At 61.3% G+C, this 12,940-nt stretch carries 7 protein-coding genes and 3 pseudogenes; 4 read left to right on the top strand and 6 right to left on the bottom strand.

Annotated elements, in window-relative coordinates:
* Positions 1–9 precede the first annotated feature (9 nt).
* Entirely contained in the window at positions 10–669 is a 660-nt protein-coding gene (locus ACOCMH_RS14930) for a 3-oxoacid CoA-transferase subunit B (RefSeq protein WP_427309113.1), read from the top strand.
* 496 nt (positions 670–1,165) lie between these two features.
* Here the strand turns inward: ACOCMH_RS14930 and ACOCMH_RS14925 are convergent.
* Together ACOCMH_RS14925 and ACOCMH_RS14920 are read right to left on the bottom strand one after the other, a co-directional pair.
* Positions 1,166–1,496, bottom strand: a pseudogene (locus ACOCMH_RS14925) (transposase); the annotation flags it as partial.
* A 473-nt stretch (positions 1,497–1,969) separates the two neighbouring features.
* A pseudogene (locus ACOCMH_RS14920) lies at positions 1,970–2,353 on the bottom strand (ISL3 family transposase); the annotation flags it as partial.
* A 271-nt stretch (positions 2,354–2,624) separates the two neighbouring features.
* Here ACOCMH_RS14920 and ACOCMH_RS14915 point away from each other — a divergent pair.
* A pseudogene (locus ACOCMH_RS14915) lies at positions 2,625–4,023 on the top strand (ISKra4 family transposase); the annotation flags it as partial.
* On the opposite strand, the gene ACOCMH_RS14910 reads toward ACOCMH_RS14915, so the two are convergent.
* From ACOCMH_RS14910 to ACOCMH_RS14895, 4 genes are all read right to left on the bottom strand, one after another.
* Complete coding sequence (locus ACOCMH_RS14910) at positions 4,013–4,237, bottom strand: hypothetical protein (protein WP_427309243.1); 225 nt, start codon at positions 4,235–4,237, stop codon at positions 4,013–4,015. The pseudogene ACOCMH_RS14915 and the gene ACOCMH_RS14910 overlap by 11 nt on opposite strands.
* Positions 4,238–4,407: 170 nt before the next feature.
* Entirely contained in the window at positions 4,408–4,917 is a 510-nt protein-coding gene (locus ACOCMH_RS14905; RefSeq protein ID WP_427309111.1) for an acetone carboxylase subunit gamma, read from the bottom strand.
* A 23-nt stretch (positions 4,918–4,940) separates the two neighbouring features.
* Positions 4,941–7,265 (bottom strand): hydantoinase B/oxoprolinase family protein, encoded by a 2,325-nt coding sequence (locus tag ACOCMH_RS14900; RefSeq protein WP_427309109.1) that lies wholly within the window; start codon positions 7,263–7,265, stop codon positions 4,941–4,943.
* 10 nt (positions 7,266–7,275) lie between these two features.
* Positions 7,276–9,420, bottom strand: coding sequence for a hydantoinase/oxoprolinase family protein (locus tag ACOCMH_RS14895; protein WP_427309107.1), 2,145 nt, complete (start codon positions 9,418–9,420; stop codon positions 7,276–7,278).
* A 453-nt stretch (positions 9,421–9,873) separates the two neighbouring features.
* Here ACOCMH_RS14895 and ACOCMH_RS14890 point away from each other — a divergent pair, with 453 nt between their 5' ends.
* Together ACOCMH_RS14890 and ACOCMH_RS14885 are read left to right on the top strand one after the other, a co-directional pair.
* Complete coding sequence (locus ACOCMH_RS14890; RefSeq protein WP_427309105.1) at positions 9,874–10,413, top strand: lecithin retinol acyltransferase family protein; 540 nt, start codon at positions 9,874–9,876, stop codon at positions 10,411–10,413.
* 284 nt (positions 10,414–10,697) lie between these two features.
* On the top strand, positions 10,698–12,710 hold the full coding sequence (locus ACOCMH_RS14885; RefSeq protein ID WP_427309103.1) for a sigma-54-dependent Fis family transcriptional regulator: 2,013 nt from the start codon (positions 10,698–10,700) through the stop codon (positions 12,708–12,710).
* Positions 12,711–12,940: the final 230 nt, after the last annotated feature.

Raw genomic sequence — 12,940 nt, 5'->3', positions numbered from 1 at the left:
AACTCAGACATGGACGCACAAACCATCATCGCGAGGCGCGTAGCGCAAGAACTTAAGGCCGGCATGCTGGTCAACCTGGGCGTCGGCATTCCGACCCTGGTTGCCAACTACGTGCCGCAGGATATGCAGATTTTCTTTCAATCCGAAAACGGATTGATCGGCACTGGCCCCATCCCCGAGGAGGGCATGATCGAACCCCACCTGACCGACGCCGCCGGCAAGCCAGTCAGTGCGCTGCCGGGAGCGTGCACCTTTGATAGCGCGATGTCCTTCGGGCTGATCCGCGGCCATCATCTCGACATGACCGTGCTCGGCGCGCTGGAGGTGGACGAGGCCGGGCACCTTGCCAATTGGACGATCCCGGGCAAGCTTGTGCCGGGAATGGGTGGGGCCATGGACCTGGTGGCCGGTGCCCGACGCGTGGTCGTGGCCATGCAACACAGCGCCCGGGGCAAATCCAAGCTGGTGCGGCGTTGCAGTCTGCCGCTGACGGCACTGCGGCCGGTCGATCTCGTGGTCACGGAACTGGCGGTCATTGCATTTCGGACCGGCACCGCAACGTTAATGGAGACTGCGCCGGGCGTCTCGGTAGATGCGGTGCTGGCAGCGACTGAGGCTACGCTGGTGGTGCCGGAGCGCGTGCCGGAGATGAACCTTGTGGGGAGCTAGACTCTACACTCGCACTTGGTGCTCCCAACCGTACTTTCCTGGTCCAGCCGCCTCAGCATCACGATCTGCGCCATCTTGCTGCGGACGCAGAAGGACGTGATTTCTCTGGATGATCGAGTAATCTAAATGGACTGCGCTAATGCAGAAGGAGCAACATTATGCGTCAAGATCGATTGCTAGCGTTAGCGGGAAGCGCGCTCTTCTTTGTGCTTATCAGTGCGCAAGCACAATCCCCGCAAAGTCCCAGTACAGCAGGATCAAGCCCTGCGTATTCTGGTTCGCAGTCCGGAAAATTCGATCCGTACACCGAGGGCAGGAAAGATTCCTCCGCGAGCAATTTGAATCCTTCAAGTAGATCAGCGACTGTTAGTCCGCCTTCTGATCCGTCGCAAGGCGTGAGAAAGTTTGATCCGTATTCAGAAGGCATGAGCCGTGAACCTCAATTCGACACCAGTGGACGCATCCTTGATCCCCGTAACCAGTTCTTTCTGGGTGGCTAGAGGCTCTGCTTATTGATCTTGCACGCGGCGATGATCGAAGGCCGGTGCTGGGCGCTCTTGAGTTTGTTGCGAGCGGTCGTTTGCAATTCATGAGGTTGTCCGGGCAGAAGTTCGCAATTGGATGACGCTTGAAACACGCCCACAGGTACTCAACGGGGTTGAGCTCGGGACAGTACGGCGGCAGGAAGGTCATGTGAATATGTCCCTCGAGGGAATCCAGATACTCGCGGACCATCGCGGCGCGATGGGCCTGGCACCATCCCAAATGATCAGCAACGGCTACTTGAGATGCGCTTTGAGCGCCTTGAGAAACTTGACCACCTGCTCTTACATCGCCGCGCCAAAGGCAGCGTAGGGCGCTATGCTTCGTTCGAAGCGATACGAACAAGAGGTTGACCGTGACCCCAAGACGCCCGAGGGGGGAATGTGCCGAACTGCTGCTGAATGCCTTGCAGAAGCTCGGGCCATCGGACCGCCAACGACTGTACGAGCACACCGGGGCTCACATCTAACGAAATGCATCGCGGCTTGCGATGTCTGCAAGACGCCGAAGTCATTCGGAACAAGGCTCCGGACCGCCAATCGGCTTGTTACGCATTGACTGGGCGGGAGTTTGCGGCCCGCAACGTCGCGGCACATGCCAAGGCCAGCCTGACAGAGCCCGAAATCTCATTCGACGGACTGCTGTCGGCCTGGAACATCCAACAGCCTTCACGCCCCGACATCACAGGCGCCGCTCCAAACGGAGACCGCGCCAAACCGGAGGCTGACTAAGCGGCAAGGCGATGGTTTTTTTTGGTTCATCGAGGAACTCCGGGGAAGGCTGCGCGGATTTTGAGGAAGAAGTATTCCTCGTCGCGATAGCCGTACGCGCGGCGCTTGATGACCTTGATGGTGTTGTTAATGCCTTCGACCACGCTGGTGTTCAACGGGTGGCGGCAGCGGGCCAAGGTGCCATGCCAGTAGCCTTGCAGGCGCTTCGCAAACAACTCCAGGGCAGGTATTCGGCTCTGCCGAGCCTGCTCGCACCATTGCTCCCAAGCCTTTTGCGCCCACGCCGGGCGGCGGTAGAACCATAGCCGCTTTAGCTCGTCGCGCAACAGATAGACTGTCAGCAATGGCCGGTTCGCCTCCAGGACCTCATCCAGATGAACCGCCTGGGGGGCGCTCAAGTTCTCCCGATTCCCATGGCGCACGCTCGCCGGCGACAGCGGCCCCGCAAACGGTCGCCAGTCCGGATGATTGCGCGCGAGCTTCTTGCTGCCGGCGAGCACCTAGCGCGCGGCCGGTTGCGGATCGGCGAGGAAGCGTTCGTCGTAGAACGAAGCAATTGTGCCACCGGCTCGCCATCGATAACTGCGGCCAATAGGCAATTGCGGGGGAGCGTTAAAAACCTTGGGGTTCGAAGGGCAGGGCACATAGGATTCCGTCAAATCACATCCGCGGGAGACCACGATGAAAATCAGCATTCGCGTTGAGGTCACCACGGATTATGGCGAAAACGACACATTCGTAATCTGCGATATTGACCGTCCTTATCGCGAACTTGAACCGGCGAAGGTCGGCCTGTCCCTGGCTGAAGGGAAAGACGTACTGCACGAGCTGCAAAGGATAGTGGTGGCAATGCAGGCTGAAGAAGTCTGCATGCTGCGACGGGTTTGCACTGATCCGCAAGGTCGACACAGTTTTTGGTACCGTGCCGTTTCGCAGTGCTCGGATTATTTGCTGTCCATGCGGGACACCCCTCCCAATGGAGTTCCCGTATAGCCCGATGACGGAGTACGTCCCGGAGCGGGCGACCAGCGAGTTGCTCTCCCTTGAAGCCAAGCTGTCGGCGCAGATGCCTTACCGGCAGGTTGTCTCAATGATGCGCGAGTTCCTGCCCGTACGAGAGACGCTGAACCATGTGACTGTCCGGAATAGGGCGCTACGGGCGGGTGCTCGCGTCGAGGCTGTTCAGCCTCGGAGGCGCCAAACTTCGAGCAAGGATACCGAGTGGACTCTGACGATAGATGGAGGCTTCGTTCGAGGCCGCCGCAAATCAGAATGTTCGAGCTTTGAAGTTCTCACGGGGCGACTGACGGCAAAGACCAGGCTTCCCACGTATTCGCGTTTGTGAGAAACAAGTTGCCGGATACCGCTGAGCGTCTTACTGCCTTTGTGCGAGCGGCATCAGGAACCGATCGTCCGCGGCTGTCTGTCATCACCGATGGCGCCAATGGACTTCAGTCCATCGCCGGCCGACTGCCGTTTTCGTGCACGCCTGTGCTCGACTGGTTCCATATTTCAATGCGCGTGCGATATCTTGAGCAGATCGTTAAGGATATGCGTGCTAGCACGGAGACGGAAAAAGCGGCTCGGCGTGTGTTGATTTCCCGCATTGACAGACTTCGCTGGTGCTTCTGGCATGCCCAGCTCGAGAAAGCCAAAAATCGGATGCAGGGCATCCTGACGCTCTGTCGGGTGATCGTGCCTGAAACGCCGGGCGTTGCCGACAGCCTCTCACAACTTGACTACCGAGCCCGAGAGCTTGTTGCCTATGTCGACGCGAATGGTGGGGCGACGATCAATTACGGAGCACGACATCGTCAAAACAAGCCCATCTCCACCGCGCCGGCCGAATCTGCGGTCAACCAGGTGCTGAACCAACGCATGTGCAAGCGTCAACAAATGCGCTGGTCGCCGAACGGTGTCCATCTGCTTGCCCAAGTCCGTTGTGCCGTGATCAACGGTGACCTCGACGAGAGACTCGCTAGGTATGAGCCACCAACGGAACCCAGGTCAAGGGAAGTAGTTGACTTCTTGGAGCAACTCGGGCTCTCGGAGTTCGAACCACAAGGTTTTTAAGGCTCCCGGGCAGAGGTGGCACTTTTGCTTGCGAACGGGTGGCACTCTTGCCGGTCACCGGCATGTAGTCCGAGCCAGCCCCGCAAGCCACCGGCGCAGCGCGTGGCACGGTCGGCAAGCTGCTCGAAGTTACATAGCCTCTCGGTGCCGAGAAATAGTGCTGCCTGATGAGGATGGGCGCGGGCCGTGCGGATGAGCATTTGAGCAAGGTTGTAGTTCATGCATTCTCCCGTTTCAGGCACCCGCGGCACTCCTCTCGCGCAGCGAGTCAGGCTGGACGTAAGTCATCGTCGCTCCTGCCCAGGCAAGCGCTGGTGTGGCGCTTGCCTGATTCTTGCTGTTATTTCCTTGCGAGGAACAGGCAGTGCCTGCCCCGCTCTTCACGCGACGATCAGTCCGGGGCGCGCTCCGGGACCGGTAGCTGCATCCATTCCTTGTAGAAGGCCTCGATGTCTGGCTCGAAATCGTGGATCACCGGATACCACGGGGTGGGCGCCTCGACATCGTGCATGGTGCCGCATGCCGGGCAGTAGTACTCGCGGTACACCTGCCACTGGGTGTCGGGGGCCATCAGCTTTGGATAGACCTCCGTCATCGCCTCCTCGGTGTCGCGCACGTAGATCGATGCATGCAGTTTCCAGTTGTCGCGGTAGTCGCAGAACTCGTGACCGCAATCGCACTTGACCACCCACTTTCTGGTGCTGGCCGATTGCACAATATGCATGTGCGGGCCGAGTGGAAGCACGATACGGTCTGGAAAGCTCACCTTGGCCTGCAGGGCAGCCAGGTACTGCTCGAACCGGCTGTCATCCTTGGGCATCGAGAGCATGCGGAAGGTGGTTTCCCAGTCCAGGGACCCTTCGACAAGGTGGGCAACCTGTTCATTGGTGTAGGCAGACATTGTTCAGCTCCTTGATTCGGTGATTACTCTTCGACCTGGACGACGGTGGTGACGTCGGGCAGCAGGGAGAGGTCCATACGGTGCTTGGCGCCGTAGGACGGCACGCCCAATTCTTCCTCCAGCAGTTGCCAGTCCGCGGGGAGGTTCCAGAATGCCTTGAACTCCCGCGTGAACTTCTCCGACAGGGCGAAGCTGGTGGCAAACATGTGCTGCACCTGGACGGACGCGTGCTTGTTGAGGATGCGTTCGCGCTCTTTCTTCATCCATTCGCGGGTGGGCAGGGACCGGGCCAGGCGTTCCTTGCGGATCTCGGCACGGCGGGCCTGGGTTTTTCCTGCATCTACCGTAAACACGCCCTTGGTGTCCTCCGTGAAGACCGCGCCATAGACTTTCCGCGCATATTCCGGCAGCAAGAATTTCTGATTGAGGTCAGCCTCGACGGCCGTCGGATCGCGGTCGATCGGGTCACCAAAGCCCGGGCCCCCGCGCAGGTAGTTCAGGTACAGGTCGTGGTTGGCGTAGCAGTCCTCGGTAGTGATGCACTGCTTGTCACGCTTGACCACGGCAGTGGCATCGATGTGGCGCTCGTAGTCCGGGTTGCCCGGATCGATGTCGCCGCCCAGCGGCAAGGAATCGCCGATGGCGATGCGCTTGTCCAGCCCTGTCTTGTGCGCCTCGAAGCGGTAGCCAGTGGCTGAGGGATAGCCGCCCATCATGCCCCAGTCGCTGTTCATGAACCCGTTGCCCATGAAGAACATGGTCCAGTCCTGGGCGTTCCAGACCATGCGCAGCGTTTCGAAGCCGCAACCGCCACGGTACTTGCCATACCCGCCGGAGTTGGTCTTGACGTTCCGGCCAAGGTAGAGCAGCGGCTCGGCCATCTCCCAGATCTCGATGTCGCCCATGTCGCCTTCCGGGTTCCAGATGGCGGCGGCATGGTTGAGACCATCCTTGACGGCGCAGGCGCCCGTGCCGCAGGAACTGGCCTCGAAGCTGTTGACCGCGTGGATCTCGCCATCCTGGTTGATGCCGCCGCCTTGCAGCCAGTTGGAGGTGTTGGCGTTACCGGCGTTCACCTCTTCCAGATAGCCGCGGCTGAAATAAGACTGGGAAAGACCGCGCCACAGGGCGGCCCAGCCGGAGACTAGGAAGTGCCAGGCATAGGCATGGCCGGTGCGGCGGTCATCTGGATTGCACCAGGTACCCTTTGGCAGGCGGAACTCGGTGGCGAAGTAGGCCCCGTCGTTGATGCGCTGCGTGGGCACCAGGGTCTGGCACATCATCACCCAGATTCCGGAAGTGAATGCCACCTGATGGGCGTTGAAGGTGTGCCAGCCCCAGCGGCTCGCGCCCTCGAAGTCGAGGCGCCACTTGCCGTCCGGCCTGATGGTCATCTCCACCGGCGAGTGCATGATGGAGTCGAGCTTGGCGAAGGCGTTGGAGACCTGCACGTCGTCGTGCTTGTAAGGCACGTCGACAAAGGAAACCTTGCGGTATTTGCCCGGCAGGGTCATGGCCTTGATACGGCTTTGCAGTCCGCGGCGGCCTTCTTCGATGACCTCGAAGGCAAACTTCTCATAGGCTTCGATGCCGTCGGCGCGGATCACTTCCTCGACCAGGTCGCGGATCATGTGGCAGCCGGCGATACGGGTCTTTTCGTCGAGAATCCAGTACTTCGGCGTGCGCACCGAGCGCTGGGACTCGTGCAGCCAGTCGCGCAGCGGCTCGTCGTTCACCCCCGTCTTGCGGCAGGTGATCATGTAGCCGTCGCCGAAGCGCTGGGTCTGGCCGGTGGACATTGAGCCCGGCGTCACCGAGCCGGTGTCGATGACGTGGGTGACGCCGCCGACCCAGCCTATCAGCCGGCCTTCCCAGAAGATCGGGACGATGGTGGCGATGTCGCACGGGTGGACGTTGCCGATCGCGCAGTCATTGGTCGTGAACATGTCGCCGGGGCTGATGCCGGGGTTGGCTTCCCAGTTGTTCTCGATCATGTACTTGATCGCCGCGCCCATGGTGCCGACGTGGATGATGATCCCGGTCGAGGTCAGGACGCAGTCGCCGGCGGCGTTGTAAAGGGTGAAGCAGAGTTCGCCTTCCTGCTCGACGATCGGGCTGGCGGCGATTTTCTTGGCAGTCTCGCGGGCATGCACCAGGCCGCCCCGCAGCTTGGAGAACAGTTTCTCGTAACCGATTGGGTCGCTGTCCCGGAATTCCAGCTTCTTGAGACCGTTGTAGTGACCGGTGGCCTTAGTGCGCTCGATGATGCCGTCGCGGTGCTGCTTGAGGGTCTGGCCGTTCTGCAGCAGGTCGGCGAAGCCGATTTCTTTATTGCTCATCATGTTCATGGCGGTCTCCTTACTTCACTTCCTTGAGATGGAACAGGCGGTGCTTGTCGATCGTGGTTTCGAAGCCGTCGGGCACGACGAAGGTCGTGGCGTCGGATTCGATGATGGCGGGACCCACGATGTGGTTGCCGGCCTTGACGGCTTCCATCTTCCAGAGCGCGGCATCCACCCACTTCTTGTGGCGATAGAAGGGACGGGTGCCAAGATAGGCGTCCTTGGGCGGCGTCGGTCCGGCATCCGGGTCTTCCGGCAGCACCGGCTTCTGGGTCACGACGGTGCCGCGCAGGATGGCGCCGGTGATCGAGAAGCCCAGTTCCGGCGAACGCGCAGAGCTGGCGTAGACGCGGCCGTAGGTGTTCTCGAAGGCCTCGACGATCTGGTCCCAGTCGGCCGAGGTAGCGGCGCTGGTCACCGGCGAGACGATTTCGAGGTCATTCAACTGGCCCATGTACTGCATCTTGTAGCCGGGGATCAGCAGCACATCCTCGGGCTTGTAGCCGTTGAGGACGAACTCTTCGATGACCTTGACCGCCAGCTCAGACCAGGCTTCCTGCAGGCTCTTGCAGGCGGCTTCCTTGTCGGTGTCGGGGGCGTGCTGGGCGACACCAAGGTCCACCGACTTGTCGTAGCGGTACTCGAAGTCGGCGCAGGCGCAGCCGAAGGCCGAGAAGCCGGCGGCCCAGGCCGGCACGACGACGTCCTTGAAGCCGACGCCCCCGGTGTAGCCGTAGGTGTGTACAGGGCCGGCGCCGCCGTAGGAGAAGCAGGTGAATTCCGCCGGGTTGTAGCCCTTGGCACTGATGTTGGCGCGCAGGTACTCGGAGAGGGTGAGATCGAGCAGCTCGATGACGCCGGCGGCAGCATCCTCGACCGACAGGCCGAGCGGGTCGGCGATCTGCGCCTTGATATGGTCGCGCGCGCGCTGCACGTCGAGCTTGATGGCACCGCCCAGGAAGTTCTCCGGGTTCAGGTAGCCGAGCACGACGTGGCAGTCGGAGACGGACACCGTGTCGAGGCCGCTTTCCGGCCAGCAGGTGCCGACGCGGTAGCCGGCGCTGTCGGGGCCAAGCTTGATCGACTTGCTGTAGGGATCGAGGCGCACGAAGCTGCCGGCGCCGGCGCCGACCGAGTCCATCGCCACCAGGGGCAGCGAGAGGACCAGGCGGGCCATGTCGGGGTCGGACTTGATGGCGAAATTGCCCTTGGTGATCAGGGCCACGTCGAAGCTGGTGCCGCCGATATCGGAACAGGCGATATTCTCGTCGCCCAGATACTCGCCCAGCAGCTTGGAGCCGATGACGCCGCCGATGGGGCCGGAGACGATGGTGCGAGCGAGTTCCTTTGCCTTCCAGCTGATGGTGCCGCCGTGCGTGGCCATCACTCGCAGGTCGAACTTGGCGCCGTGCTTCTTGAACCGGTCGCTCACCTTCTGCAAGGTCTGGCGCGAAGGCTCTGCGCCGTAAGCCTCGAGGATAGTGGTATTCATCCTGTGGCTCTCTTTGCGCGATGGGTAGTAGTCCACCGAGGCGAAGACCGGGATATCCGTTTTCAGCCTTTTCAGCTCCTCGCGCACGATGTCACGGGCGCGTTGCTCGCTGGATTCGTTCTTGTGGGATTGCAGCAGGCAAATGACGATGGCTTGCGAGCCGGCCTCCACCAGTTCCCGGGTAGCCTGGCGGACCTCGTCTTCACGCAGAGAGATGACCACCTTCCCCTGCACGTCGGTACGTTCGGTGACACCGCGCGTACGCGAAACGGGCACCAGAGGTTCATCGTAGCGGTGAGTGTTCAGGTGAATGCGGTCCTCCAGGGCATAGCCCAGGTAGCTCTGCAGGGCGCGGCCCATCGAATGAATCTGCTCGAAACCGCGGTTGCAGATGAGGCCGACTGCGAGGCCCTTGCGCATGAGGATGCGGTTGAGCATGGCCGTACCGGAGTAGACGCAAGTCACCAGCTCCGGATAGACATCGTCCACGGTCCGGTTCCAGTGGGCAAGGGCGTCTTCGGAAGAATTGAAGATGGCAAGCGATTCGTCGCCGGGATTGCTCTGCGCCTTGCCGACCACGAAGCGGCCATCGGAGCGCACAAAGAATGTGTCGGTCATCGTGCCACCAGCATCGATGCCCATCACCTGTACGGTGGACTGCGATTGCATACTGCCTCCTGTCATTGATGTAGTCATGGTGGGATCTCCCACGACTCATTCATGGCAATGCTTGTGCCAGGCCTGGCCGGCAGCAGGGAGCAGCCCCGCAAGGCGATTGAAGTCAACGAGTTGCCGGCATTGCCTGGCCACCCCGCTGGCGGCAGCAGGCCTGTCGTCAGTGTCCGGATTCACGACGCCCTGCGCAGCGGTGTCCGGGAATCCGACGCTTTCTGACCCGACCGATGCGATTGGCCTCAGGCAAGCTCCCGCGGCATTTGGCAGTGGAGCGCTGATGGCAGGTCGGCGCGGATTGCGCCAGGCGTGGCGGCATGAAGGTCTGCCGGTCGCTGCCGTCACGGACAGGAACCTCGACGTTCCTGGGCGCCGCCACGCAGATTGCTTGTGGCTGGCACGCGCCATGCACTGGCTTCACGCGAATGGCAGCGAAATAGGGTGAAGCCCATGAAGAATTCAATGAGGTCAAGGCGACTGAATGTCGAAGCGGTTGCCGACATGGACTTGGCGATCGGAACCCATCTCGTCACCAATCGACTTTGGTACACGCATCATGGCGTCTATGCAGGGGCCGACAAGGTCGTGCACTACGCAGGTCTGTCGCGGTCACTGCGTCGCGGGCCGGTGCACGAGGTCACGCTCGCGGAATTCGCGCATGGGCATCCGGTCTGGGTCCGGCAAAGCCTCGGCGCCAGGTTTGCTGGTGCGGAAGCCGTCCAACGCGCCTACTCCCGCATCGGCGAGGATCGCTATCGCCTGATTTCCAATAACTGTGAGCACTTCTGTACGTGGTGCCTATATGGCGAGAGCCGCAGCGAGCAGATCGATGTATGGAGGTTCCGTGCAAGCGATGTGGTTGCTGCCGGGCTCAGGGTTGTCAGGCTGTTCACGCTCGCAACCTCGCTAAGTGTGTCCGCGCTGCGAGCAGTTTCCCTATTCGGATTCGAGGGCCAGACATTCGCAAACTCAACGCAATCCATTTCCTGAACCCGCGCGCTCGCGCATCGGGCAAGACCAATCGCCAGTCAGCATGGATGGCCTCTCAACCTCGGCCACGGTGCTCAGCCGTTCGTGGTGGCGCTAGCGCGCATGTCGCGCTGGCGCTGGTTGAGGCTGTCCGGTTTCCGGACACCTGAAGCCGGGATGACCGTAAACCGGACACCTTCCGGTGGCTTGCTGCAAAGCACAAATTATTGATTTGAAAAGAGATTTATTGACTTGGTGGAGGCACGCGGATACGGTTACTTCAGTCAATTGAGAGCGACCCTCCTATGCCGTTTTCTCGTTGCGGCACCCTGATCCCCCGCATCGGCGACGAGCCCGTCGTGGCTTCCGCGTGGGAGCATTTTGTGCAGGACCAGCCCCTGGAAGTGGCAGGTGTGCGCAGCGTCGTCCTGGCGTCGTGGCAGCGGTGTCGTTCCGAGGCCGTTGACCCTGCCAGGCATGCCGCACCGGCGGCTGCAGCCGAACGTGTCCGCCAGTTGCAGCGGCAGAACCGGGAGCTCTGCGAAGCCGCGCGTCCGGCACTCGAGAGCCTGCGCGACATCCTGCGGGAATGCGGCACGCTCATCATGCTCTGCGACCCGGGCGGAACCGTTCTCCACCTCAATGGCGAGACCAGGGCCCGCAGCATTGGCGAGGGGATCAACCTGGCCACCGGTGGCTGCTGGAATGAGGATGTCATCGGCACCAATGCCATCGGTACCGCGATCGCCACCGCTGCTCCCGTTCAGATCCATGCCGACGAGCATTTCTGCCTGGACGTCAAGCGCTGGACCTGCGCCGCCGCTCCCATTCTTGACCCCTTTAGTCGCACCCTGCTGGGGGTCGTGGATGTCTCCGGCGTCAAGGAAACCTTCCATGGCCACACCTTGGGTCTGGTGGTGGCTGCTGCCAGGCAGATCGAAGGCGAACTGGCCCGCCGCGACGTTGCTTTGCACGAGCGGCTGCTGACCCGGGCCATTGATCATTTCATCCGTTACGCCAGCGACTACGTCGTGCTTGTCGACAGCCGCGGACGCATTGTTCGTACGAACGGAAATGCGCAGGCGGCGCGGGAGAACCATGAAGTCCGGCTGCCCTCGGAAGTTGGCAGCCAGGTACCAGGACTCAATCTCGCATTGCCCGAAATTGATCGGTCCTGCCAACGCCCGGAATGGATGCGTCCCGAATGGCTGCACCCAGTGAAGGACCATGACGGCATGCTCGGTACAGTGCTGGTGATCCCGCTCGGGACGCGCCAGAATCGAACCACTGTATTGCTGCCCACTGCCACGGCTAAGGCAACAACGGCAGGCGATGCGTTCGGTGAAATCATAGGGGGAAGCGCGGTGCTGGAGGCGATCAAGGCGCGCGCGCGCCGTATCGCCCCTCTCGATCTGCCGGTGCTGCTCCTTGGCGAGACTGGCGCAGGGAAGGAGCTCTTTGCCAGAGCCCTGCATCGGGCAGGCAACCGCCCCGAGGGGCCGTTCATTGCCGTCAATTGCGGCGCTTTCACCCGTGAGCTTCTGGCCAGCGAACTCTTTGGCTATTCCGATGGAGCCTTTACGGGCGCTCGCCGTGGTGGTCATCCGGGGAAGTTTGAGCAAGCCGACGGTGGCACGCTCTTCCTCGACGAAGTCGGCGAGCTGCCGCTTGACATGCAGCCCCACCTGTTGCGCGTGCTGCAGGATGGCATTGTGGTCCGCCTGGGCGATACCCGCGAGCGGCGCGTTTCGGTGCGCGTCGTCGCAGCCACGAACCGTGATATGCAGAAGGAAATCTCCGCCGGGCGCTTCCGCGAAGACCTGTACCACCGCCTCTGCGTGGTCAGCCTGCCACTACCGCCGCTGCGTGATCGGCCTGGCGACATCGAGGCAATCATTGCGCATCTCAACAGCAAACTCGCACGCAAGTATGGCTGTGCGCCCAAGCAGCTTGAACCGGCCGTCCGCCAGGCGCTTCTGAGCCATCGCTGGCCGGGTAACATTCGCGAACTGCAGAATGTCTTCGAGGTGATGTTCGCGCTTAGCGAAGGCAACATTATCGATACGTCTTTGCTCCCCCCGAGCATCACCCTGGCGGCAAAGGACTCTCTTTCCGTATCCACCTCGACGTCAATTCCTGCTTCATCCGGTCGCCTTGAGGAAATGGAGAGGCAAGCGATACTCGACGCAATCGCGAATGCCCACGGCAACATATCCATGGCCGCGCGGACACTGGGTATTTCTCGTAGTACGCTGTACGTGAAACTGGCCTCGATTCGCGCTCAGCCCGGCATTCGAGCGCCGGAGTGTAGCGGTTGATCGGCCTACGCCGTGGCACCGTCGGGACCGACTGCATCGCATGCAGATGAGGTCCGCTAGCGCTTTCCGATCTTTCAGCCAACAAGCTACGGCAAATCCAGACTCGTCCGCCGCGCGAAGGCCCGACGTGTGGCCCGCCATCGTGGTCGCACGACTAACGATATTCAACACCGGTGGTGAGGAACAAGGATCGTGCGAGCGATGTACATCATGTGTAAGACCATTCACAT

This window comes from Cupriavidus sp. H39 (assembly GCF_050271075.1).
Classification (GTDB): Bacteria; Pseudomonadota; Gammaproteobacteria; order Burkholderiales; family Burkholderiaceae; genus Cupriavidus; species Cupriavidus necator_B.
The sequence above is the reverse complement of the archived record's forward strand: the minus strand, read 5'-3'. Positions and strand labels throughout refer to the sequence as shown.